We start from the raw sequence: 25,209 nt of genomic DNA, 5'->3' as shown, positions 1-25,209 counted from the left end.
GCGATAAAATATGCAAAAACAGCGGGACGCCGACTTCGGTGTTTCGCGTATAGAATTATAATTTAAAATCGAAACGGAGGCTTAGTTATGAAGATCAATGTTATCGGCGGAGAAATGGACAGACGCGAGATAGACGAGTACATAAAGTATGTAGGACAGAAATATGTCGGCAGACAGATAGGTGAGCTTGATATTACCATAGACGGAGAATATGTAGATCTGAAGGTCCATTTTAAGGACATGGATTTTCAGAGAGCGTACCGTTCTGCCGACTATCTGGTAAATACAATGGAGAAGCTCAATGATGCTAAGCAGAAGGAGTTTTCCGAAAAGGAAAGGCACAAGGTTTAAGGAGCATATCGAATGAATTTAACTAACATCGGCACAGTCAAGGAGATACTTTCCCGTCACGGGTTCAGCTTCTCAAAGGGACTGGGACAGAACTTTATCATAAATCCCGATATCTGTCCTAAAATAGCAGAAAACGGCAATGCCTGCGAGGGCTTCGGAGTTCTTGAGATAGGCACGGGTATAGGCGTTCTCACGGCAGAGCTTGCAAAGCGTGCGGATAAGGTGACAGCAGTTGAGATAGACACTCGTCTGCTGCCCATATTGGCTGAGACCCTTGAAGAATTTGACAACGTGAAGATAATCAACGAGGACGTAATGAAGTGCGACCTGCACAAGCTCATAAAAGAGGAGTTCGACGGACTTAAAGTGGCTGTGTGTGCAAATCTTCCGTACTATATCACATCGCCTATTATTATGATGCTCCTTGAAAACAGGCTGCCTATAGAGTCCATAACGGTAATGGTACAGAAGGAAGCCGCACAGCGTCTTTGCGCAAAGGTAGGCAGCCGTGACGCAGGAGCTATAACAGTGGGTGTAAACTACTACGGCGAAGTTAAGAAGCTCTTTGACGTTTCCCGCGGCAGCTTTATGCCTGCACCAAATGTTGACTCGGCTGTAATAAGGATAGACCTTAACAGCGAGCACCGCCTTGACGAAGAAAGCGAGCGATTTTTCTTCAAGGTGGTAAAGGCAGGCTTTGAACAGCGCAGAAAGACCCTTGCCAATTCACTTGCGTCCATAATGGGCATACCAAAGGATAAGGTTTATGCTTCACTGAAGGATATGGGACTTTCCGAAACCGCACGTATTGAGCAGCTTGATATGGAACAGCTCATCGACTTTTCTGCAAGGCTGATGAAGGACTGATATGGGTAAGCTTTACGGAGTCAGCGTGGGAGCAGGCGACCCTCAGCTCATGACTGTCAAAGCGGTGAATATACTTGAAAGCTGCAAAGTCTGGGCAGTACCACGCACAAATGGTGAAAATACTCTTGCATTTTCCATAGCTGAGCAGGCAGTTGACATTAAAGACAAGCAGATAATATATCTTGATTTCCCTATGATAAGGGATAAGCAGATACTCAGTGAAAACTATGACAGGATAGCGCAGTTTCTTTGCAGCGAGCTGAAAGAAAACGATGTTGCAGTACCTGTTCTCGGGGATATTTCCGTGTATTCCACGTTCAGCTATATTGCGGAGCGAGTTGAAGCAAATGACTATGAGACGGAGATATGCGCAGGAGTTACAAGCTTCTGTGGGGCAGCAGCGGAACTTAAACTGCCACTTTGTCTCGGGAATGAGCCGCTGCATATTATCCCATACGGCTGCAAGGACTTTGATAAGCTCCTTGATATCCGCGGCACAAAGGTGATAATGAAAACAGGCAGACATTCAGCAGAGCTTGCAGACTTACTTCACAGGAAAGGTCTTTCTGAGTACACGTCAGCAGTTGAAAACTGCGGACTGCCTGATGAAAAAATATATCACAGTCTTGACGAAGTTAATGAAGAGCTTGGCTATTTTACGGTATTTATAGTAAATGATAAGGAGAAGCGTGATGAAGCTTGAGGAGTATATTTACAAGGGCTCACAGAAAATGAGATGCGGATATACTACCGGCTCATGCGCAGCTGCGGCAGCAAAGGCAGCAGCGGAGATGCTCCTTACGGGAAGAGTACTGACTGCTGCGGAGATACTTACGCCAAAGGGCATAGTTATCCGTCCAGACATTATCGAGCCTGTTATAACCGAAAGCATGGCATCGTGTGCGGTCGAAAAGGACAGCGGCGATGACCCCGATGTAACTAACGGAGTAAAGGTATTTGCAGCTGTTGCTTTTGCGCAGAAAGGCGTGAAAATAAAAGGCGGAGTCGGCATAGGCAGAGTCACAAAGGCTGGACTTGACCAGCCCGTAGGCGAAGCTGCAATAAATTCCGTGCCCCGTAAAATGATAACATCAGCAGTAATGGGAATAGCCGAAAAGTACGGCTATTCAGGCGGATTTGAGGTAACAGTATCAGTACCTGATGGTGTGGAGCTTGCAGCAAAGACCTACAATCCCCGAATGGGAATAGAAGGAGGCATCTCCATAATCGGTACAAGCGGCATCGTTGAGCCAATGAGCAATACCGCACTTATAGAAACTATACGTACAGAAGCAAATATGCGCCGTGCCGAGGGACAGAAGAATATGCTGCTGACTATCGGCAATTACAGTGAGAGCTTCGTGCAGGACGAAATGCCTTTTTCACTGGAAAGAAGCGTTACTTGCAGCAACTTTATCGGTGATGCGATCGATATTGGTATCGAGCTTGGTTTCAGTTCAATACTCATAGTGGGACATATCGGTAAGCTGGTAAAGCTTGGAGCAGGCATAATGAACACCCATTCCTCATGGGCAGACGGAAGAATGGAAGTGCTCGTCACCTGCGGACTCCTTGCGGGAGCTGATACGGATACGCTGAAAAAGCTCCCCGACTGTGCAACGGCTGATGCGGCAATGGATATACTTGCAGATGCAGGATATCTTGATAAAACACTTGATATACTCAGTCAGCGCATGGACTATTATCTCCGCGGACGAGTAAAGAACGAGATAAAAATAGCTGCACTGGCTTTTTCGTATAAACGTGTGATAAATGTAAAAACTGCATTTGCAGATGAACTTATAAAGGCAATAACGGAGGAAGAAAATGGTTGATTTCGTTGGAGCAGGCTGCGGCGCACCTGACCTTATAACACTGCGCGGACAAAGACTTCTCAGCAATGCAGATGTGATAATATATGCAGGCTCTCTGGTAAATCCTCAGCTTCTCAGCTACGCTCGTAAGGACTGTGAGATATACAACAGTGCTCTCATGCACCTTGATGAGATAATAGAGGTCATGAAAAAGGCTGAGTCTGAAGGAAAGAATACAGTTCGCCTGCATACGGGTGATTCCTCGGTTTACGGAGCTATACGTGAGCAGATGGACAGACTTGACGAGCTTGGTATTGCATATAATGTAACTCCGGGAGTAAGCTCGTTCTGCGGAGCAGCTGCCGCACTTAAAGCCGAGTACACACTTCCCGACGTATCACAGACAGTTATACTTACACGTATGGCAGGCAGGACTCCCGTACCCGAAAAGGAGAGCATCGAAGGCCTTGCAGCGCACAGAGCTTCAATGGTCATATTCCTCAGTACAGGTATGCTTGATGAGCTTTCATCGCGGCTGATTGCAGGCGGCTACAGCAGCGACACTCCTGCGGCAATAGTATACAAGGCTACATGGGACGATGAAAAGGTGATACGCTGTACAGTGGGTGAACTGCCTGAGTCCGCAAAGAAAAACGGCATCACAAAGACAGCACTCATAACCGTTGGAGATTTTCTCGGAGACTATCATCAGCTTTCAAAGCTCTACGATAAGGAGTTTGAAACTGAATTCAGAAAGGCTGATAAGACATGAATATATCAATATTTTCTGTTACCGAAAACGGCAGGCAGCTCTCGCAGCGCGTTGCCGCAAAGCTGAGAGGTGAGCACTTCGTCAGCAGGTATTGCTTTCACAAGCATGCTGATGAGGATTCGGCTGTATTCTGGAATTTAGGAAGCATGGTAGGCAGACTTTTCGAGCGTTCCGACGCTTTTATTTTTATATGTGCCTGCGGTATAGCAGTAAGGGCGGTAGCTCCTTATCTCGGTACAAAAGCTGACGATCCTGCTGTCATAGTTATGGACGATCACGGAAAATTCGCTATTCCCGTACTTTCGGGACATATAGGCGGAGCAAACTGCCTTGCGGAGATAATAGCCGAGTCCGTAGGCGGAACAGCTGTTATAACTACTGCCACAGATGTGGGCGGAAAGTTTTCCCCCGACAGCTTTGCAGTTGCAAACGACCTTATAATAACCGATTTTAAAGCCGCAAAGGAGATAGCTGCGGCAGTTATTGACGATGAGAAAATAGGTTTTTCCTCGGATTATCCTCACAGCAGCCTGCCCGATGAGCTCACCGCTTTCGGTATATGCCGCACGGGGATTTACGTCGGAAATGATATAAGTGCAAAGCCCTTTGATGTAACTTTAAGGCTTCTGCCTAAAAATATAGTTCTTGGAATCGGCTGCAAAAAAGGTACTTCCGAAGAGGCTATAGAAAAAGCAGTTCTTGATACTCTTGCACAGTATCGTTTTGATATCAGTATGATATCGGAAATAGCTACGATTGATATAAAAAAGAATGAGGAAGGTCTTTGCGCCTTTGCGGAGAAGTATGCACTGCCCATAAAGACTTATACCGCCGAGGAGCTTATGAGCGTAGGCGGAAAATTTGACAGCTCGGATTTTGTACTTGAAACTACAGGTGCAGATAATGTCTGCGAGAGAAGCGCAGTGCTTTGCAGCGGAGGTAAGCTTGTGATACACAAGACACCTGTTGACGGAGTTACTGTAGCGGCTGCGGAAAGGGCAGTATATCTTGATTTTGAGAGGAAAATATTATGAAGCTCTATGTAGTTGGAATTGGCTGCGGAAGCAGGAACGGTCTTACTCTTGAAGCCGAGCAGGTGATACTGAGCAGTTCTGTCGTAGTCGGATATACGGTTTATATCGAGCAGATAAAGCAGTTTTATCCCGAAAAGGAATGTCTTTCCACAGGTATGCGTCAGGAAAAGGACAGAGTTGAGCTCGCACTGAAAAAGGCTTCAAACGGGGAAACAGTTTCGCTTGTTTGCAGCGGCGACAGTCAGCTTTACGGCATGGCAGGGCTTGCAATAGAACTTTCGGAAGGCTATCCCGATGTGGAAGTTGAGGTAGTCCCCGGAGTTACGGCTGCACTCAGCGGCGGCGCTGTACTTGGTTCGCCTATGACTCATGATATGGCGATAATAAGCCTTTCAGATCTGCTTACGCCTATGGAGAAAATAGTTAAACGGCTGAGATGTGCGGCTGAGGGGGATTTCGTCATGGCGATATATAACCCTTCGTCAAAGAAGCGAGCTGACTATCTCTGTAATGCCTGTGATATTATCCTTGAATACCGCCCGTCGGATACGGTATGCGGCTATGTGCGCAACATAGGCAGGGACGGTCAGGAGAGCCGTGTGCTGACTCTCGGAGAGCTTCGTGATACGCAGGTGGATATGTTCACTACCGTATTTATAGGCAATTCAGAAACCAAGGTGATAGGCGGAAAAATGGTTACACCGAGAGGCTACCGTAATGTGTGAGCTGCTTATTTTCGGCGGTACTACAGAGGGCAGAGAGCTTGCGGAATTCTGCTGCCAAAAGCATATTTTTTCTGCTGTATGTGTGGCTACGGAGTACGGTGCAGAGCTGCTGCCGAATAGTGTGTACCTGCGAATAATAACAGGCAGACTTGACAGCAGCGGCATGGAGATGCTTATATCGGAGCTTCAATGTAAGCGCATAGTCGATGCAACTCACCCCTACGCTACGGAGGTGACCGCAAATATAAAAAAAGCCTGCGAAGCTGTAAATATGCAGTATTACAGGCTTTTGCGAAGCAGTTCGGAAACTGCGGACTGCAAAAAAGTCAAAGATATGGAGCAGCTTCTGGAATTGCTGAACAGTACAGATAAAACGGTTCTGAGTACCCTCGGAAGCAAGGAGATACCTAAGCTTACAGCTATGAAAAAATATGCTGAAAGACTGTGGGTAAGGGTGCTTCCAAATGAGGATATAATCAGACAGTGCGAGGAGCTCGGTATCACACAAGAGCATGTTATAGCAGAAAAAGGTCCGTTCAGCATTGAGCGGAATATGGAGCATCTGAGGCTCAGCGGAGCTGAGATACTGGTGACAAAGGAGAGCGGTGCCGCAGGTGGTTTCCCTGAAAAAATCGAGGCGGCAAGGCTGTGCGGAGTCGAGGTGATCACCCTTGAAAGACCTGCCGAAAAGGGCTGTACACTGGGCGAAATAAAAAAGATAATATCAGATGAGGTGAGCAGGTGAAGGTATATATAATTGGTATAGGAATGGGCAATGAGAAAAACATGACCGCAGAAGCGATTGAAGCTGTGAAAAATGCGGACGTTCTTATCGGCGCAAAGCGAATGATCGAGCCGTTCAAGGGACTGGAAAAGCCTGTTTTCGAGGAGTACAGAAGTGCCGAAATAGTTCGGTATATCAAGGAAAGTGAATGTGAGCGCATTGCTGTGCTCATGTCAGGAGACTGCGGATTTTTCAGCGGAGCGAAGAAGCTGGCTGAACTTTTGCCTGATACGGAGACAGAATTTATTTGCGGTATATCTTCACCTGTTTATTTTATGTCAAAACTAAAAAAAGATTGGTCGGACTGCCATTTTGTAAGTCTCCACGGCAAGAGTGGAAACGTGGTCAGAAGTGTTTGCGCACATGAGAAAACATTCTTTCTGCTTGGCGGAGATGTGACAGCGACTGATATATGCAAGAAGCTTTGCAACTTCGGGAAAAGCGATATTTCCGTATTTATCGGCGAAAACCTCGGCTATGATGACGAGAGGATAACCGTCGGAAGTGCGTGTGAACTTACGGAGTACAGTGCAGGCGGATTGAGCGTGATGCTTGCTGAAAATCCGGATTTTGAGAGGTTTGTTCCAAGAGGTATCAGCGATGAGGAATTTGTCAGAGGTAAGGTGCCGATGACAAAGAAGGAGATACGTGAAAATGTCGTCGCAGGGCTTGAAATAGGGAAAGACAATGTGTGCTGGGACATCGGCTGCGGAACGGGTTCGGTGTCTGTGGAAATGGCTTTTTGCTGCGAAAACGGAAAAGTCTGCGCAATTGACAAAAATCCCGAGGCTATTGGACTGACAGCAGAAAACAGCCGAAAATTCGGCTGCGACAATATTGAAGTGTATGAAGGTGACGCAGCTGAGAAAGTTAAGGAGCTTCCAGCGCCCGACTGCGTTTTTGTCGGCGGTTCAGGCGGAAAAATGGATAGTATAATACAAACAGCTCTTGAAAAAAATCGCAATATAAGACTGACTATAACTGCGGTTTCGCTTGAAACATTGTCAGAGTGTATCAAGATTTTTGATAAGTTTGGTATTGAGCCTGAAATTACTCAGATAGCTGTAACCAGAACCCGAAAAATCTGCGGATATACTATGATGTCGGCTGAAAATCCAATATTCATTATAAAAAGGAAATTTACATGAAAAGAGTAATGATTGCCGGGACTCACAGTGGCTGCGGTAAAACGACAGTTACCTGTGCAATTCTTGCGGCATTAAAGCATCGCGGTATGAATGTTTCGTCGTTTAAATGTGGTCCGGACTACATTGATCCTATGTTTCACCAGAAGGTGATCGGAGTTCCTTCACATAACCTTGACAGCTTTTTCTGCGACGATGAAACACTGAAATATCTGATGAATGAAAACGGTGCAAAAGCAGATATTTCGGTTGTTGAGGGAGTTATGGGATACTACGACGGAGTTGAAGGAAAAGGCTCTGCTCATTCGGTTTCGACTGTTACCGGTACCCCTGTTATAGTTGTGATCGACTGCAAGGGGGCGAGTGAGTCCATTGGCGCGATTATGAAAGGCTTCCTTGAATATAAGCAGCCCAACATGATAAAAGGGTTCATTTTTAACAGACTTCCCGAAAGACTTGTGCCGCGTATGAAAGAGCTGTGCATTGAACTTGAAACAATATTTTTTGGCTATATGCCGACAAACAGCTTTACGTTCGAGAGCCGAAGGCTCGGGCTTGTGACTGCTGATGAGATAGATGATATCAAAGAAAAACTATCGGAGCTTAGCTTGCTTGCGGAGAAGAATATCATGCTCGATGAAATAATTAAAGTGTCAGATGTGCCTTATCCAGTGTATTCAGAGCCAGGATTGCACATTATAGAACGTAAAATAAACCCGATTATTGCGGTGGCAAAAGATGAAGCGTTCTGTTTTATCTATTCGGATAATATTGCTTTTCTGGAAAGGCTTGGCTGCAAAATTAAATACTTCTCTCCGATGCGAGATGAAAAGCTTCCTGATAACTGCTGCGGACTTATCCTAAGCGGTGGATATCCTGAACTTTACGCAGAAAAGCTGTCTCAAAATCATCATATGACGGAAACTATAAAATCCGCTATTGAAAGCGGTATGCCAACGATTGCTGAGTGTGGCGGATTCATGTATCTGCATGAAAGAATGATACTTTCAGATGATAGAAGTTATGAAATGGTTGGAGCAATAAAAGGAAATGTTTTCTCAACTTCTAAGCTTCAGCGTTTTGGTTATGTAACTCTTGAAGCCAAAAAAGCCTGCCTTATATGTGATAAATCGGATAAAATTGCTGCACATGAGTTTCACTACTGGGATAGTACCGACTGTGGTTCTGACTTTATAGCAAGGAAAAATGACGGCAGGAACTGGGAGTGCATTCATTCTGATAAATCGCTGTATGCAGGCTTTCCACACTTGTATTTTTACGCCAATGTGAAAATTGCAGAGCGCTTTGTTGCTGCCTGCGCAGAATACGGAGAAAGATATGGACAGGGTCAATAAAATACTTCCGACTGAAAAAAAATATGCACTTTTAGCGCAGGAGCACTGGGACAGCGTTGCTAAACCTTTGCGGAGCTTTGGTGTTCTCGAGGATTTCTGGAACAAAATTGCTGCGGTTCAGCAAACTGCAACTCCTGATATTTCTTCAAGAGCAGTTGTTGTAATGTGTGCGGATAACGGTGTAGTTGATGAAGGGGTAACGCAGACTGACCGATCAGTTACAAGAATATGTGCGGAGGCTATAGCTTGCGGAAAATCTAATATCAATGCTCTTGCGCAGATCTATAAAGCAAAGGTTATAGCTGTTGATATCGGTATCGCTGAAGATTTACAGTGTGAAAATCTTATCAACCGAAAAAATGCTTATAGTTCGGACAATATTGCTATAGGTACTGCTATGTCCCGTGAAAACGCTGTAAGAGCTGTTGAAGTCGGTATGGATATTGTCAGAGACCTTGCTGAACAGCGGGTGAAGCTCATAGTTACTGGAGAAATGGGCATTGGAAATACGACTCCAACATCTGCTCTTTCCTCGGTTCTTCTCGGACTTTCTCCCGAAGTAGTTACGGGGCGCGGTGCAGGCCTTTCAAGCGAGATGCTTGATCATAAGATAGATGTTGTAAAGCGTGCGATCGCTGTTAATTCGCCGTTTTCAGATGATCCGACAGAGCTTATTTCAAAACTTGGCAGCTACGAGATCGCAGGTATGACCGGACTTTTCCTCGGCGGTGCAGTCTATGGAGTTACTGTGGTCATAGACGGCGTGATATCAGCGGTTTCTGCGGTCCTTGCATCTATGTACTCTGATGACTGCAAGGATTATATGCTTGCAAGCCATGTTTCTGCCGAGCCGGCGGGAAAGGGACTTCTCGAAAAGCTTGGACTGAAAGCTATAATCAACGGCGGTCTGAGGCTTGGTGAAGGTACTGGCGGAATCCTTCTCCTGCCGCTTCTTGACGGCGCTGCGTCTATTTACTACAATTCTCATAAATTTGAAAATTCGGGTATAGAAAGGTATACTGAACTGAAATGATAACCCTTGTTACTGGCGGATCAAAGTGCGGAAAATCGCGCTATGCCGAAAAAGTTCTCAATATGTTCGGCGGTGAAAAATACTATATCGCAACTATGTCTCCTGTGGGGAGCGATGCTGAGGAAATAATCCTGCGCCACAGAAAAATGCGCGAGGGAAAGGGCTATATTACTGTCGAATGTCAGCGAGATATCTGCAATGCTGATGTTTCGGTAAACAGCGGTGTTCTAATTGAATGTATGGGCAATCTCTGTGCAAATGAGATGTTCGTGGGTAGTGATATTATTAAGCCTGCGGAAAAAATCATTTCTGATATAAAAGCTCTTTCGGAGAAAGTTTCTGAGCTTATCATCGTTACAAATGAAGTTGGCTGTGACGGCATTAATTACTCCGCAGAAACTCTTCTCTACATAAGTCAGCTTGCGGAGATAAACCGAAAAATAGCCGGATTTGCTGATAATGTCGTAGAGTGTGTTTTCGGGATACCCATACCGCGGAAAGGGGAGGTTGTTTGTTAAAGTCGTTTATTTCGGCATTCCAGATGTACTCCCGAATCCCAATGCCGAAGGTAGAATGGAATGAAAAAAACAGGCGTTATTCTTTATGCTTTTTCCCTGTTATCGGTGCAGTTATTGGTGTACTGACGGTGCTGTGGCAGTTGCTTTGCGAGAGACTGTGCTTCGGCAGTTTTATGTTCGGAGCAGTTGTTATGCTGATTAATATTCTCGTTACAGGCGGTATTCATCTGGACGGCTTCTGCGATACCTGCGATGCAAGGGCTTCATGGGGCGATAAGGAGAAAAAGCTTGCCATACTCAAGGACTCACATATTGGTGCATTTGCAGCTATAAAGCTTGGTGTATATCTTATCGTTTCTACAGCCGCTTTGTCGGAGCTTTTTTCCTTTGAGGGAGCTGTGATAACAGGTCTCGGATATGTGCTTTCACGTTCACTCAGCGGACTAACTGCCGTGACCTTCCGCGGGGCAAAAAAAGAGGGAACGCTGCAAAGCTTCACAGAACCTGCACATAAAAAAATAACATTAATTGTACTTTCGGCTATGGCAGTCTTGTCATGCACAGCCATGATGCTTGTCAGTCTGAGTGCGGGTGCGGCGGTGACTGCGGCTGTGCTTCTTGCCGTACTGTATTACCGTTGCATTTCATACAGGGAATTTGGCGGTATAACAGGTGATCTTGCAGGCTGGTTCCTGCAAATGTGTGAGCTTGTTATCGCACTGACAGCTGCCATAGTTTTAAGGCTTACGGAGGTGATCTGAACATGAGATTTATCACAGGAGGGGCTTATCAGGACAAGAAGGAGACTGCCTGCAGACTCTTTGGAATAAAGGCTGATGAGATAATAAACGGTTCGGATTGCAGTATAGAAGAATCTTTCTCGGCAGCTTGTATAACTGACTATCACAGGCTTGTTTCAAGGCTTATGGATATGGGAGATGATCCCGTGGAGTTTACGCAGCGTCTTTGCCGTGAGAACAGTCAGTGTATCATCATTATGGACGAGATAGGTTGTGGGATAGTTCCTATGGAAAAGAGGGAGCGTGTATACCGTGAAAATGTGGGACGCAGCGGCTGTATCATAGCTGCCGAAAGCGATACAGTAGTGCGCGTTATATGCGGAATAGCTGAGTTCCTGAAAGGAGAAGTATAAGTGAGAATAGACCTTATTCGTCACGGTAAAACAGCAGGAAATACCGAGCTGAGATACATTGGAAGAACTGACGAGCCGCTGGCTTTTTCGGGAATTGCGGAGCTGATGAAAATAGATTATCCTCAGTGCGGAAAGCTGTTTTGCAGTCCCATGAAACGCTGTATACAGACTGCGGAGCTTATATTTCCGTCAGGTGAAATGACGATCTGCGATGAACTGAGAGAGTGTGATTTCGGCGACTTTGAGGGTAAGAATTACATCGAGCTCTCTATGGACAGCCGTTATCAGCGCTGGATAGACAGCGGCGGCGAGGCTGCTTTCCCCAACGGTGAAGCTCCTGCGGAATTCAAGAAAAGATGCATTGAGGGATTTATGAAGTGCCTTGAAAATGCCGACAAGGACGACCACCTTACATTTGTAGTCCACGGCGGAACTATCATGGCGATACTTGAGCATTTTGCAGTTCCGCATAAGAGCTACTACGACTGGCATATTACCAACGGACACGGCTATATCACGGAATTTGACGGAAAAAACATTACTGTAACGGAGAAAATATGAATTACATTATTGCGGCTATGCCGCTTGTTATTGCAGCGCTGCTGGACTGTATCCTCGGTGACCCTTACAGCCTGCCGCACCCTATAAGGCTCATCGGCAGGCTCATATCACGCCTTGAAGCTTTTATACGCAGAAAAATGAGCAATGATCTGCGAAAGGGCGGAGTATTTCTTGCCCTGACAGTGATACTTGTTTCGGTATCGGTGTCCCTTGTTATACTCATTGCTCTGTACTCTGTATCTCTGTGGCTGGGAGCTGCTGCGGAGGGCATAATGTGCTACTATCTTGTGGCGGCAAAATGCCTCAGAGATGAGAGCATTAAGGTGTATCATGCAGCTGAAAAAGATGACATCGAGGGGGCACGAAAGGCGGTCTCCATGATAGTGGGACGCGACACAGCAGTCCTCGACAAAGATGGTATCATCAAGGCTGCTGTGGAGACTGTAGCTGAGAATACTTCCGACGGCGTTACAGCTCCGATCATGTATATGTCTCTGGGAGGTGCAGTCCTCGGAGCGTTCTATAAATGCGTAAATACAATGGATTCCATGATAGGCTACACAAATGAGAAGTACGCCGATATAGGGCGATTTGCTGCAAAGCTCGATGACGTTCTCAACTATTTTCCCTCACGCCTGACAGCTCTTGCAATGGTGCTTACCGCGCCTTTTATAGGACTCAGCGGCAGGGACGCTTACCGTATATGGATACGAGACGGACGCAAACACGCAAGTCCTAATTCTGCGCAGACAGAAGCTGCCTGTGCAGGTGCTCTCGGAGTTCAGCTCGCAGGCGATGCATATTACTTCGGAGAGCTCCACAAAAAGGAGTTCATCGGGGACAGGAAACGCCCCATCGAGTATGAGGATATACGTCGTGCGAACAGGCTCATGTATGCAAGCTCTGCACTTGTATTCGCAGCTGCTCTTGCAGTCAGATGTGTGATTGTGGGAGGTATATTATGCTGAACGGAAAACACGGCGGCAACGATCTTTCACTGGATATACAGCATGACTTCTCTGCAAATCTTTCTCCTCTCGGAATGCCTGAAAGAGTTCGTCAGGCTGCTGTGGATTCAGTTGTTTATTCTGACAGATATCCTGATCCGATGTGTGGGGAGCTTCGTGAAAAACTGTCGGAAAAGTATGGCATTTCGGCTGATAATATAGTTTGCGGAAACGGTGCTGACGATCTTATCTACCGTACTGTTTCTGCACTTAAACCTAATACCACACTTATAGTTTCGCCTGCATTCAGCGAGTATAAAAAAGCTCTTGCCGAAAACGGCTGCAAGGTACATGAATACACTCTTTCCGAAGAAAATGGATTTGAAGTCACGGAAGATATTATTTCACATATCAGCGGTAATGATATGGTGTTTCTGTGTACTCCCAACAATCCAACAGGCAGAGTTATCGCGTCTGACGTCCTCGGAAAAATATCCTGTGAATGCCAAAATGCAGGAGCACTATTGTTCTGCGATGAAAGCTTTATTGGGTTTACAGACAGTGCTGAAAAGCTTTCAGCTATGAACTGCATGAACGATAAAACTATAATTCTCAGGTCTTTCACAAAGCTTTATGCAATGGCAGGTCTGCGGCTTGGATACGTTATTTGCGGAGATAAGTACATAGCAGAAAAGATCGCTTGTACAGGGCAGTACTGGAGCGTTTCCGCACCTGCACAGGGGGCAGGTATAGCTGCCTTAGATGAAGAAGGATATGTTCGCAAAGCGGCTGAGCTTGTGAAGAATGAAAGAGAATATCTGCAAAAAGAACTGCATGATCTCGGGATAAAATATTATAATTCAGATGCGAATTTTATTCTTTTCAAGTCAGATGAAAAACTCGGAGAGAGTATGCTGAAAGAGAAGATACTCCTGCGCTGCTGCGATGATTACAGCGGACTCGACGGCAGCTTTTATCGTATCGCTGTTAAGACACATGAAGAAAATGAAGTATTTATTTCTGCACTCGGGAGGTGTTTGAATGGCTAAGGCTATAATGATTCAAGGGACGATGTCCAACTCGGGAAAGAGCTTTTTTGCGGCTGCTCTCTGCCGCATTTTCAAGCAGGACGGTTATTCCTGCGCCCCCTTCAAATCTCAGAATATGGCACTTAATTCCTACATAACTTCTGATGGCTGCGAGATAGGCAGGGCTCAGGCTATGCAGGCGGAAGCAGCAGGAGTTATTCCGTCGGTTCTGATGAATCCCGTGCTTTTAAAGCCTACCACTGATGTTGGATCACAGGTCATAGTCAACGGCAAAGCCGTAGGAAATATGACAGCTGCCGAATACTTCAAACGAAAAAAAGAGCTTGTACCGCAGATAATGGAGTCCTATGCCAAGCTTTCGGCTATGAATGATATTATAGTTATCGAGGGTGCAGGCAGTCCCGTGGAGCTTAATCTTAAATCAGACGATATCGTGAATATGGGTATGGCGGAGCTTGCGAAAGCTCCCGTACTTCTGGTGGGAGATATAGACAGGGGCGGCATTTTTGCGCAGCTTCTCGGTACTCTCGGTCTCTTTGAAAAGCATGAGCTTGATATGGTAAAGGGGCTTGTGGTGAATAAGTTCAGAGGGGATATATCTCTGTTTGACAGCGGCAGAGATATACTTGAGCAGCGAGGCGGAAAGCCTGTTCTTGGAGTTGTTCCGTATCTCGGCTGCGACATTGAGGACGAGGACAGCCTTTCACACAAGCTTGACAGCAAAAGCAGTAAAGGCATTATTGATATCGCTGTTATTAGTTTGCCGAGAATGTCAAATTTTACCGACTTTGATGTGTTTGCTCAGTATGACGGTGTAGGCGTAAGATATGTAAAGAAATACGATGAGCTTGGAACTCCCGACATGATAATAATTCCCGGTACAAAGAGTACCATTGCGGACATGAAATGGCTGCGTGAGAGCGGCATGGAACTGGCTGTGGGACGGTGCGCTGCAAAAGGTGTTCCGGTGTTCGGTATATGCGGCGGTTTTCAGATGCTTGGTGAAAGCATTTCAGACCCGCTTTGCTGTGAAGGCGGCGGAAGTATAAAAGGCATGGGACTGATGAAATGCAGGACCGTATTCGGTGTGGAAAAGGTACAGACTCAGTCAGAGGGCAATTTTTCCGATATCGACGGATTTTGGAGTTTTCTGAGCGGTGCGGAGTTCAGAGGCTACGAGATACATATGGGAACTACGGAAAGCGACAGCCCTGAGCTTCTGGACTGCGGCGGTGCTTATGAGGGCAATGTCTGCGGCTGTTACATACACGGAATTTTTGACAGTCAGTACGTGTCTGAAAGACTTGTCAGACATTTGTATGAACGCAAAGGCATCGCTTACCGAGGCGGTAATGTTAACAGGGAAGAATACAAGCAGTCACAGTTCGATATGCTTGCTGACGGAGTACGCAGAAGTATTGATACGGATATGCTTTACAGGATAATCGAGGAGGGAATATAATGGAGCTTGAATATGTCCTTCCGCAGGATATCGAACGAAGAAGCTTTGAAATAATAGAGTCTGAGCTTGGAGACAGAAAGCTTCCCGAGGATATACGTCCCATAGTTATGAGGGCGATACATACTACAGCGGATTTTGATTACTATGTCAATATGTACTTCTCTGAGGGGGCTGTTCAGAAGGCGCTTGCTGCACTTTCAGAGGGAGCTGTCATAGTTACCGATACCAATATGGCTAAGTCGGGAGTGAACAAAAAAGCTCTCGGTAAGCTTGGCTGTACAGTTGAATGTTTCATGGCTGACAGTGACGTAGCAGAGACTGCAACTGCAAACGGTACTACCCGAGCCGTTGCATCTGTGGACAAGGCTGCAAGGCTTGGCAAGCCTGTTATATATGCAGTTGGGAATGCACCTACTGCACTTATCAGACTGCGCGAGCATATTGATGCAGGCAGCTTTGTGCCGAGGCTGATAATCGGTGTTCCTGTTGGATTTGTGAACGTGGTGCAGTCAAAGGAACTCATAATCGAAAGCGGTATACCTTGCATTGTTGCAAGAGGCAGAAAGGGCGGCAGCAATGTAGCTGCGGCTATATGCAATGCCCTGCTTTACATGGCAGCAGGCAGAGAATAATAATGACATTTTAACAATGTGGTGAACAATGTGCTTCTGTAAAAGGGGGAAAAAATGTAAAAAATCAATGGGAAACCATTGAATATCAGAAAAGAAATTTTTGATTTCTCTGTTTTGCATAAAATCAATATATGTTTTTGTTCTTATCAAACAAAAGAAAAATTCATTCGGCTGTGCATTTGCACAGCTTTTTCTTTTGTGCCAGAACCTGAGAGAAACAGTGCATTTCCGACAGCGGACTTCGACATATCACACGCAAAAATTATGGTATAATCATTGGTATATTTTGCGAGGTGATGTGCAATGATAAATATAAAAAAACTAAGGGAATGGCAGTATTCGCCTTTTGTATTTTCCTTTGCAGCCTGTGTACTGGCAGGCTTTATGCTGTCGGGGGCAAAGGTGGGAGGAGTTTCTTCTTTTGCGGATATTTCTATAGCAGGAGCAGTGGGACTTCCATATTCTGCGGCGGTATTTGCAGGGAGCATGGTCCGCAGTATCATAAATGATGCTGTAGGAAGGAATATCGTCAAGCTTTCGTCTATAGCATTTGTGGTCATCATAAAAATGTTTCTTGAGCCTAAAAACGATGAGAAGATATGCGGCATTAATACAGGTGTAAGCGTACTTATATCCGGAGCGGCTGTTTCGGCAGTAATAGGCGAGCTGCCGCAGAAGCTGATGTTCTATGTTTTTTACGGCGGACTTGCAGGTTTTGCAGCTTATTCGGCTGCAAGGTTTATTATGGATCTGAAGCATAAAAAGGTCATAGACATTTCGGGCAGCGGAGGACTGTCATGTGCTGTTGTTTACATAGTTGCAGTATCTTCACTGTGCAGTGCTGAGATACCTATAGTGAATGCAGGGATAGTTCTCGGTGCAGCCGTTACACTTATGGGCTCATATTTTTACGGTCAGACAGGCGGAGTCATCTGCGGTGCGCTCACAGTTTGCGGAGCATTTTTATCTTCAACAGATTCAGGCATTGGCGTAGTTCTTCTGCCTGCCGCAGGATTTCTGACAGGATATATGCGAAGGCAGAAGACCATGACTGCGGCAGTCTTTTTCGTGGGGATATGTTTTATTTTTACGGTGCTCACAGGACTGTCCGGTGGTAATGTGGGAGACATGATAGATATTATATGCGCCGTTGCTGTTTTTATTCCTGCTGCATCGGTATTTTCAGATAAATGGGTAAGGACGGATATTAAAGACAGTTCGCTGTCAGATATGATAAATACACGAATGGGCTTTCTTTCCGAGACTGTGGGAGAGCTGAGAAGAGAGTCGGAAAAGGTATCGCAGATGCTCTCGAAAAGCTGTGATACGGAAGATGAGATCGAAGCAAATTCGGCAGAGGTCTGCTCTCTTTGCTATCGCAGACCCTTCTGCTGGAAGTCTGATAAGGGCAATACCTACCGCGGATTTGCTAAGCTTGCGGAAATGGGCGAGTTCGCACAGGAAAGCTTTCCTCAGGAACTTGCGGACTGTCTGCACAAGGAGAAGATATCGGAAGTATTTGTGAAAAGTGCAAGAGAAAAGGCAGCTGCAAAGCTTATGGAAATGCGTTTCTCCGAGAGCCGTCAGCTTCTGCATGAACAGATGCTCATAACCGAGGAGCTGATAAGATCAACTGGCGAAAAGCTTGATATACGCTGCTCGGAAACAGCAGGGAGAAGTATCAGGCTGAAGCTTGAAAAATTCGGCTATATCCCGTCATCAGTAATAGCTTACTACAACAGCCGCAGCAGGCTTATTGCAGAGGTGTATTTTTCATCTGAAAATGCTCCCGAAAACGGTACAAGGATATGTGATCTTATAGCAGATGAGTTTCATTTGCAGATGTCATGCACGGAGCTGATCCGCTCGGGAAATGAGCTGCGTATCAGAGTGTATGAATGCCCTCATTACAGCATGGAGGTGTATGCTTCATCATCATGTGCTGATAATTCCGCTGCAAACGGTGATACTTATACTGTGTTTACTGACGGTGCAGGAATGGGATATGTTGTGCTGTCCGACGGCATGGGTACAGGCAAGAATGCTGCCGTGGAATCACGAATGGTAGCAGGACTTTTCCGAAGACTTGTCAGCGGCGGAGTAAGCGTAGCTTCGGCAGTAAAGCTGATAAATTCGTTCATGGTCACAAAGTCCCGTGAGGAGAGCTTTGCTACACTTGATGCACTTTGCATCGACCTTGACGACAGCAGTCTTACGGTGATAAAATCAGGAGCTGCGGCAACGCTCATACGTCACGGCGGCAATGTACTGAAAGTAACTGCACCCACGTTCCCCATAGGAATATACGAGCATTCCGAGCTGTTCACAAGAGAGTGCGAATTTGAAGCAGGCGACATAGCAATAATGTTTTCCGACGGCATATCAGAGAACGCTTATCCCTTCATCAAGGAGCTGCTGATGGGAGGTGATGACATAAAGCATATCGTAGACGAAATTTGCACAAAAGCTGATGTTTTCAATCAGACACTTCATTCCGATGATGTTACAGTAATTGCCTTCAGAGTAAGGGAGTAAAGGATTTTGTTAACAAAATATTAACTCAAATGTCATACAGCATAAGCAAAAGTAGGTCGATAGCTGTGCATTTTGACAAGAGTGCAGGAGAAAACTTCAAAACAAATATGTCAAATTGCACTAATTAGATATGGCAATATTAGCATAACCTATAAAATTTATGTGCGATTTTCAAAAAAGCTTGAATAATTCTGCTGATTCTGATAAAATGTATTATAGCAAAGGAGGCTGAATTATGTCTGTTAATAAAAATAACAATCTTAACGATTTTCCTCTGTACCTTTTTTATCAGGGAAAAAATTATGAAGCATATAAATTTTTTGGCGTTCATTCTAAGAAAAAAGGAAGAAGCAAGGTTTTCACTTTCAGAGTTTGGGCTCCTAATGCTGTAAGCGTATCTGTTGTAGGCGATTTCAACGACTGGGACAGAACGCAAAACCCTATGTCGCTTATTTCAGATGGTATCTGGGAGGCTGAGATCGCAGGACTTAAACAGTATGATACTTACAAGTTCAGCATCGAGGCTCAGGACGGCAGGATACTTATGAAAGCCGATCCTTATGCTCATCATTATGAGACCCGTCCGGGCACGGCTTCAAAGATATATGAGAGCGACTACAAATGGGAAGATACAAAATGGTTTGAAAACAAGAGCAATGTGAGCATTTACAAAAGCCCTATGAATGTCTATGAGGTACATCTAAGCTCGTGGAAGAATTACGGCGAAGAGGTATTCCTCGATTATGTGACATTCGCAAAGGAAATAATCCCGTATCTCAAGAAAATGTCATACACTCATGTGGAGTTCATGCCCCTTACTGAGTACCCCTATGATGGTTCATGGGGATATCAGGTAACAGGCTATTTTGCGCCTACTTCGCGCTACGGTACTCCCGATGATATGAGAAAGATGATAGATATGTTCCATGCCGCAGGGATAGGCGTTATCCTTGACTGGGTGCCCGCCCATTTCCCTAAGGACGAAGCAGGTCTTTACGAGTTCGACGGCAGCTGCTGCTACGAGTATACAGATGACCGCAAAAAGGAGCATAAGGCATGGGGAACGAGAGTTTTCGATTACGGCAAGGCTGAGGTATGCTCATTCCTTATTTCAAGCGCAAATTACTGGTTTGATGAATTCCATGTTGATGGTCTCAGAGTTGATGCCGTAGCTTCAATGCTCTATCTCGACTATGACAGACGTGAGGGCGAGTGGGCTGCAAATATCTACGGCGGCAACGAAAACCTTGAAGCTGTGGAGTTCCTCAAGCATCTTAACGAAGCTGTTTTTCTCAAGCACCCCGACGCACTTATGATAGCCGAGGAATCTACGGCATGGCCGCTGGTCACAAAGCCTACAGATTTAGGCGGACTCGGCTTCAACTTCAAGTGGAACATGGGCTGGATGAACGATATGCTGAGCTATATGTCGCTCGACCCTATATATCGTGCGTTTAACCACGATAAGCTCACATTCTCGTTCTTCTATGCGTTCTCTGAGAACTATATCCTGCCTATCTCTCATGATGAGGTAGTACACGGAAAATGTTCGATGATAAATAAAATGCCCGGGGAATATGAGCAGAAATTTGCTTCGTACCGTGCATTCCTTGCGTATATGATGGCGCATCCCGGAAAGAAGCTTCTGTTTATGGGACAGGAATTCGGTCAGATGAAGGAGTGGGATTATAAAGCACAGCTCGACTGGCATCTGATGGACTTGGATTCGCACAAGAATTTGATAAAGTTCTCGGAAAAACTGAATAAATTCTATGTTGACAATCCGCCCCTCTGGCAGAATGATGACTCATGGAACGGCTTCAGCTGGATATCGAATGACGATTACAAGCAGAGCATTATTTCCTTCAGGCGTACCGATGATAACGGTGATGAGATAATAGCGGTATGCAATTTCGTTCCCGTTGAACGCCGCGATTACAGGATCGGCGTTCCGCAGAAGGGAAGATACAAGCTCATATTCAATACCGATGCTGCCGATTTCGGCGGTTCGGGTATTACCGAAAACTCGTTCAAGTCGGATAGTGTGCCGATGCATGGACATGATAACAGTATCTCAATGACCCTCGCGCCTCTCTCGGTGATATATCTTAAATATTCACCTGTGAAAAAGCGAGAGCCAAAGGCTGAAAATGCCGAAGCAAAGAAAGCTCCCGTAAGGAAGCGCACTGCCTCGGCAGTCAAAACTTCTGCAAAGTCGGCAAAGGCGACTGATAATGCAGAAAAGCCAAAGACCTCAGCAAAGAAAAAGATCTCTGCCAAGGCAAAATAAATTCCATTATGTTTTTTAATATCCAGGAGGAAGAATATGTATACTAAAAAAAGAGTCGTTGCAATGCTCCTTGCAGGCGGTCAGGGCAGCAGACTATATGCACTGACCAAAAATGTTGCAAAACCCGCAGTACCATACGGCGGTAAATATCGTCTGATAGATTTCCCTCTCTCAAACTGCACAAATTCGGGTATTGATACAGTGGGTGTCCTTACTCAGTATCAGCCCCTTGTACTGAATGAATATATCGGAAGCGGTCAGCCGTGGGACCTTGATAAGATGAACGGAGGCGTACACGTTCTCCCGCCTTACGAGACTCAGGCAGGTGCTTCATGGTATGAAGGTACTGCTAATGCTATCTACCAGAATATGCGCTTTATCGAGCGTTATGATCCTGAGTATGTAGTCGTACTCGGGGGAGATCACATATACAAGATGGATTATTCAAAAATGGTGGATTTCCATGTTGAAAATGATGCGGACTGTACTATCTCCGTAATTGATGTTCCAAAGGCTGAGGCTTCACGTTTCGGTATAATGATCTGTGACGAAAAGAAGCAGGTCACAGATTTCGTTGAAAAGCCCAAGGTGCCAAAGTCCACACTGGCTTCAATGGGTATCTATGTGTTCACATGGGAGAAGCTCCGCAAATACCTTATCGAAAACGAAAACGAAGCTAACGCAAAACGCGAAAAGAGTGAGCCGTGGTCAAAGGACTTCGGAAAGGATATCATCACATCTATGCTCCGCGATAAGCAGAGACTTTTCGCATATGAATTCGAGGGCTACTGGAAGGACGTAGGAACTCTCGATTCACTCTGGGAAGCAAATATGGATCTTCTCAGCCCGAATGTTCCTCTTGATCTTTACGATCCCAACTGGAAGATATATTCACGCAACAGCAATATGCCTCCGCAGTATGTTGGCGACAATGCCTGCATTGAAAACTCAATGATATCAGAGGGAAGCACTATCGACGGAACAGTCGATTTCTCAATACTTTTCTCAGGCGTTACCATCGAGGCAGGCGCAACTGTAAACTACAGTATCGTTATGCCCGGAACTGTTATAAAATCGGGCGCTGTTGTTGAGTATGCGATAATCGGAAGCGACAGCGTTATCGAAAACCGTGCTCATGTCGGATCAAGTCCCGAAAGTGTTGAGGACAAGGATAAATGGGGCATTGCCGTTGTCGGTAATAACGTGACTGTTTCGGCAGAAAAGGTCGTTGAGCCAAAACAGATCATCGGCGAAAATATCTGACGGAGGGAATGTTACTATGAGTGTTAATTATAATGTTTTGGGACTTATCTTTGCAAGTATGCATGATTCTTATGTCAGTGAACTGACTAAGAGAAGAACTATGGGTTCTATCCCGTTCGGCGGACGTTACAGACTGATAGATTTTCCGCTTTCAAACTTCGTTCATTCGGGAGTTTCAGAGGTGGGCGTAATCACAAAGTCGAATTACGGTTCGCTCCTCGATCATCTCGGCTCAGGACGTGAATGGGACCTTTCACGTAAAAAGGGCGGACTTCATCTTCTGCCGCCGTACAGCCAGACAGGCGGTATCTATAACGGCAGACTGGACGCGCTGAATAATATATGGGGATATGTTGAGCATTCAAATGCCAAATATGTCATTATGGCAAGCTGTGATGTAGTTACTACCCTTAACTTCAATCCTGTGCTCAAGCAGCATATGGATACAGAGGCTGATATTACCCTTGTGTACAGCAGAGGGCTTTATAACTGTGAGAAGGATAACTGCACAACTGTTCTTGAATTCGATGACGAGAACAGATTAAAGGACGTTCTTGTTGATCCGCAGATAACAGGCGAGTGCAATATCTGGCTGGAAATGTGTATCGTTACAAAGGACTTCTTAAAGAAGATCGTTTCCGATGCGGCAAGCCGCAATCAGTACAGCTTTACCCGTGAGATACTCCAGCGCAAGAAGGACGAATTCAAGATAATGGGCTATAAGCATGAAGGCTTCTTCACAAGGATAGACAGCATACAGGAATACTATGCGGCTAACAGGCTTCTTCTTGATCCTGCAAAGAAAGACGCACTTTTCCCGAAGAATATGCCTGTTCTTACAAAGATAGGTGATAACGGACCTGTAAAATACGGTCTTGAGTCAAATATAAAGGATTCGCTTATTGCAGACGGCTGCGTCATTGAAGGTACAGTTATCAATTCTATACTTTTCAGAGGCGTTAAAGTCGGAAAGGATACAGTGGTCAAGGACTGCGTGCTCCTGCAGGGAACAAAGGTGGGAGAGAATTGCAGCATCGCATCGGTAATAACCGATAAAAACGTTGAGATAAGCAATGAAAAGGTGCTTACAGGCTCCGAGACATACCCGCTATATATAGGAAAAGGCGGTAAGATCTGACGGCGGTGATAAAATATGAAAATACTATTTGCTGCCAGTGAAGCTGTACCTTTTGCAGCTTCGGGCGGACTTGCAGACGTAGTAGGTTCACTTCCAAAGGCTATAAAGTCAAAAAGGCATGACTGTAGAGTGGTAATACCTCTGTATAAATCAGTTGCGCCTGAATTCCGCGATAAGATGGTATTTCTCACAAATATCACAGTAGATGTTTCGTGGAGGAAGCAGTACTGCGGCATATTCATGGCAATAAAAGATGGTGTGACCTATTATTTCATTGATAATGAGTATTATTTTTCAAGAGACGGACTTTACGGATTTTACGACGACTGTGAAAGATTTGTATTCTTTGACAGGGCTGTTCTTGAAATGCTGAAGTATATTGATTTTACTCCGGATATCATCAACTGCAATGACTGGCAGACTGCGCTGATACCTGTTTACTATAATGTTTACTACAAGTATCAGCAGGGATATGATGGTATCAAGACTGTTTATACCATACACAATATAGAGTATCAGGGCAAATACGGAAAAGAAGTTCTCAGCGAACTCATGGGTATCCCTATGTACAATGCAGGACTTATCGAGTACGACGGCTCTGTCAATATGATGAAGGGGGCTATCGAGACAAGTGACATGATAACAACGGTCAGCCCAAGCTATGCGTGGGAGATACTTGACCCGTGGTATGCTCACGGCCTCGACAGGATACTCGTTACCAAGCAGTATAAGCTGCGCGGTATAATGAACGGTATTGATACAAAGCTGTATGATCCTGATAAGGATAAAATGATAGCAGAAAATTACTCTTCAAAAAAGCTCGAAGGCAAGGCAAAATGCAAGGAAGCTCTCCTTGCAGAGCTCGGTCTTGCTCCCGGTGATGAGCCTGTTATAGGCATAGTTACGCGCTTTGTAAAGCATAAAGGCATTGATCTGATAAGATGTGTATTTGAAGAGATCGTGCGCAGCGGCGTTAAATTTGCGGTGCTTGGCAGCGGTGAGAAGATATATGAGGATTTCTTCCTCGAAATGGCTGCAAGGTATCCCGATAAGGTGTCGGTGACAGTGGGATTTATTCCCGAGCTTTCGCATAAGATATATGCGGGCTCGGATATGTTCCTTATGCCGTCTCAGAGCGAGCCGTGCGGACTTGCGCAGATGATTGCCATGAGATACGGAACAATTCCTATAGTCCGAGAAACAGGCGGATTAAGAGATTCTGTACGTGATAACGGCGGCGAGAACGGAAACGGTTTCACATTCAAGACATACAATGCTAATGATATGCTTGATGCTGTTAAGCGTGCACGCCGTGACTATGAAGATAAGCAGGTTTGGGAAGAACTTGTTGAACGCGCTATGGAGTGCGATCACAGCTGGTCGTCATCGGCTGAGCTCTATATTGATACGTATAAGCAGCTTCTTGCAGCAGAGTAATATTGACAGCACCTCAGCAATGGGGTGCTGTTGTTTATAAGTTGTGATTTTATATAAAAAAGTTCTTGAAAAATTCATAAAATTTGATTTGACAAAACTCAAAAAGGGTGCTATAATATAATCACTGTCCGACAGGGAGCTGGAAAAAAACAGCAAGTCGAGAGAAAATTTTTTCAAAGAAATTTTGAAAAAGCACTTGACAACTCTGAAAGAAAGTGATATAATATTAAAGCTGTCTCGGAAGGGGCAGTAAACAGCATCTTGAAAATTGAACAATGCGAATAAGAAAAAGTAACGACCCTTGAGATTCCTTTTTAAAGAAGGAAAGTCAAGAAAAGACTAAA

Annotated in this window: 24 protein-coding genes; all 24 read left to right on the top strand. The window is 45.2% G+C overall.

Annotated elements, in window-relative coordinates:
• The first annotated feature begins 87 nt into the window (after nucleotides 1–87).
• Nucleotides 88–351, top strand: a complete 264-nt coding sequence (locus L870_RS0110330; RefSeq protein WP_028518082.1) for a hypothetical protein — start codon at nucleotides 88–90, stop codon at nucleotides 349–351.
• Between the two features lie 12 nt (nucleotides 352–363).
• Complete coding sequence (rsmA, locus tag L870_RS0110325) at nucleotides 364–1,218, top strand: 16S rRNA (adenine(1518)-N(6)/adenine(1519)-N(6))-dimethyltransferase RsmA (RefSeq protein ID WP_028518081.1); 855 nt, start codon at nucleotides 364–366, stop codon at nucleotides 1,216–1,218.
• A gap of 1 nt (nucleotide 1,219) precedes the next feature.
• Nucleotides 1,220–1,921, top strand: a complete 702-nt coding sequence (gene cobI, locus L870_RS0110320) for a precorrin-2 C(20)-methyltransferase (protein ID WP_028518080.1) — start codon at nucleotides 1,220–1,222, stop codon at nucleotides 1,919–1,921.
• Nucleotides 1,911–3,053: a cobalt-precorrin-5B (C(1))-methyltransferase CbiD gene (cbiD, locus tag L870_RS0110315; protein WP_028518079.1), complete on the top strand. Its 1,143-nt coding sequence runs from the start codon at nucleotides 1,911–1,913 to the stop codon at nucleotides 3,051–3,053. The genes cobI and cbiD overlap by 11 nt, the downstream gene beginning before the upstream one ends.
• A complete protein-coding gene (gene cobM, locus L870_RS0110310; RefSeq protein ID WP_028518078.1) occupies nucleotides 3,046–3,804 on the top strand; it encodes a precorrin-4 C(11)-methyltransferase in 759 nt (252 codons plus the stop codon). Before cbiD ends, cobM begins: the two co-directional genes overlap by 8 nt.
• Nucleotides 3,801–4,838, top strand: coding sequence for a cobalt-precorrin 5A hydrolase (locus tag L870_RS0110305; protein ID WP_028518077.1), 1,038 nt, complete (start codon nucleotides 3,801–3,803; stop codon nucleotides 4,836–4,838). The genes cobM and L870_RS0110305 overlap by 4 nt, the downstream gene beginning before the upstream one ends.
• A complete protein-coding gene (cobJ, locus tag L870_RS0110300; protein ID WP_028518076.1) occupies nucleotides 4,835–5,563 on the top strand; it encodes a precorrin-3B C(17)-methyltransferase in 729 nt (242 codons plus the stop codon). Before L870_RS0110305 ends, cobJ begins: the two co-directional genes overlap by 4 nt.
• Entirely contained in the window at nucleotides 5,556–6,308 is a 753-nt protein-coding gene (gene cobK / locus L870_RS17275; protein ID WP_051411506.1) for a precorrin-6A reductase, read from the top strand. The genes cobJ and cobK overlap by 8 nt, the downstream gene beginning before the upstream one ends.
• Nucleotides 6,305–7,495, top strand: a complete 1,191-nt coding sequence (gene cbiE / locus L870_RS17270; protein ID WP_037271994.1) for a precorrin-6y C5,15-methyltransferase (decarboxylating) subunit CbiE — start codon at nucleotides 6,305–6,307, stop codon at nucleotides 7,493–7,495. Before cobK ends, cbiE begins: the two co-directional genes overlap by 4 nt.
• Nucleotides 7,492–8,847, top strand: coding sequence for a cobyrinic acid a,c-diamide synthase CobB (locus L870_RS0110290; RefSeq protein WP_028518075.1), 1,356 nt, complete (start codon nucleotides 7,492–7,494; stop codon nucleotides 8,845–8,847). Before cbiE ends, L870_RS0110290 begins: the two co-directional genes overlap by 4 nt.
• On the top strand, nucleotides 8,831–9,880 hold the full coding sequence (cobT, locus tag L870_RS0110285; protein WP_028518074.1) for a nicotinate-nucleotide--dimethylbenzimidazole phosphoribosyltransferase: 1,050 nt from the start codon (nucleotides 8,831–8,833) through the stop codon (nucleotides 9,878–9,880). The genes L870_RS0110290 and cobT overlap by 17 nt, the downstream gene beginning before the upstream one ends.
• Complete coding sequence (locus L870_RS0110280; RefSeq protein WP_028518073.1) at nucleotides 9,877–10,398, top strand: bifunctional adenosylcobinamide kinase/adenosylcobinamide-phosphate guanylyltransferase; 522 nt, start codon at nucleotides 9,877–9,879, stop codon at nucleotides 10,396–10,398. Before cobT ends, L870_RS0110280 begins: the two co-directional genes overlap by 4 nt.
• On the top strand, nucleotides 10,392–11,159 hold the full coding sequence (gene cobS, locus L870_RS0110275; RefSeq protein ID WP_028518072.1) for an adenosylcobinamide-GDP ribazoletransferase: 768 nt from the start codon (nucleotides 10,392–10,394) through the stop codon (nucleotides 11,157–11,159). Before L870_RS0110280 ends, cobS begins: the two co-directional genes overlap by 7 nt.
• Before the next feature lie 2 nt (nucleotides 11,160–11,161).
• A complete protein-coding gene (locus L870_RS18560) occupies nucleotides 11,162–11,551 on the top strand; it encodes a bifunctional adenosylcobinamide kinase/adenosylcobinamide-phosphate guanylyltransferase (RefSeq protein WP_051411505.1) in 390 nt (129 codons plus the stop codon).
• Nucleotides 11,552–12,112: a histidine phosphatase family protein gene (locus L870_RS0110265; protein WP_028518071.1), complete on the top strand. Its 561-nt coding sequence runs from the start codon at nucleotides 11,552–11,554 to the stop codon at nucleotides 12,110–12,112.
• Entirely contained in the window at nucleotides 12,109–13,080 is a 972-nt protein-coding gene (gene cbiB / locus L870_RS0110260; RefSeq protein ID WP_028518070.1) for an adenosylcobinamide-phosphate synthase CbiB, read from the top strand. The genes L870_RS0110265 and cbiB overlap by 4 nt, the downstream gene beginning before the upstream one ends.
• A complete protein-coding gene (locus tag L870_RS17260; protein WP_037271989.1) occupies nucleotides 13,074–14,108 on the top strand; it encodes a pyridoxal phosphate-dependent aminotransferase in 1,035 nt (344 codons plus the stop codon). The genes cbiB and L870_RS17260 overlap by 7 nt, the downstream gene beginning before the upstream one ends.
• Nucleotides 14,101–15,570, top strand: coding sequence for a cobyric acid synthase (locus tag L870_RS0110250; RefSeq protein ID WP_028518069.1), 1,470 nt, complete (start codon nucleotides 14,101–14,103; stop codon nucleotides 15,568–15,570). Before L870_RS17260 ends, L870_RS0110250 begins: the two co-directional genes overlap by 8 nt.
• Entirely contained in the window at nucleotides 15,570–16,202 is a 633-nt protein-coding gene (locus L870_RS0110245; protein ID WP_028518068.1) for a precorrin-8X methylmutase, read from the top strand. The genes L870_RS0110250 and L870_RS0110245 overlap by 1 nt, the downstream gene beginning before the upstream one ends.
• A 303-nt stretch (nucleotides 16,203–16,505) precedes the next feature.
• On the top strand, nucleotides 16,506–18,737 hold the full coding sequence (locus tag L870_RS0110235) for a SpoIIE family protein phosphatase (protein WP_080676415.1): 2,232 nt from the start codon (nucleotides 16,506–16,508) through the stop codon (nucleotides 18,735–18,737).
• A 235-nt stretch (nucleotides 18,738–18,972) separates the two neighbouring features.
• Nucleotides 18,973–21,027: a 1,4-alpha-glucan branching protein GlgB gene (glgB, locus tag L870_RS0110230; RefSeq protein WP_028518065.1), complete on the top strand. Its 2,055-nt coding sequence runs from the start codon at nucleotides 18,973–18,975 to the stop codon at nucleotides 21,025–21,027.
• A gap of 36 nt (nucleotides 21,028–21,063) precedes the next feature.
• Nucleotides 21,064–22,290, top strand: coding sequence for a glucose-1-phosphate adenylyltransferase (locus tag L870_RS0110225; RefSeq protein ID WP_028518064.1), 1,227 nt, complete (start codon nucleotides 21,064–21,066; stop codon nucleotides 22,288–22,290).
• A 16-nt stretch (nucleotides 22,291–22,306) separates the two neighbouring features.
• Complete coding sequence (gene glgD, locus L870_RS0110220) at nucleotides 22,307–23,428, top strand: glucose-1-phosphate adenylyltransferase subunit GlgD (RefSeq protein ID WP_028518063.1); 1,122 nt, start codon at nucleotides 22,307–22,309, stop codon at nucleotides 23,426–23,428.
• 15 nt (nucleotides 23,429–23,443) lie between these two features.
• Nucleotides 23,444–24,865: a glycogen synthase GlgA gene (gene glgA, locus L870_RS0110215; protein ID WP_028518062.1), complete on the top strand. Its 1,422-nt coding sequence runs from the start codon at nucleotides 23,444–23,446 to the stop codon at nucleotides 24,863–24,865.
• The last annotated feature ends 344 nt before the right edge of the window (nucleotides 24,866–25,209 follow it).

Origin of the sequence: Ruminococcus flavefaciens ATCC 19208 (genome assembly GCF_000518765.1) — a bacterium.
In the GTDB taxonomy this organism is placed as follows: Bacteria; Bacillota; Clostridia; order Oscillospirales; family Ruminococcaceae; genus Ruminococcus; species Ruminococcus flavefaciens.
The sequence above is the reverse complement of the archived record's forward strand: the minus strand, read 5'-3'. Positions and strand labels throughout refer to the sequence as shown.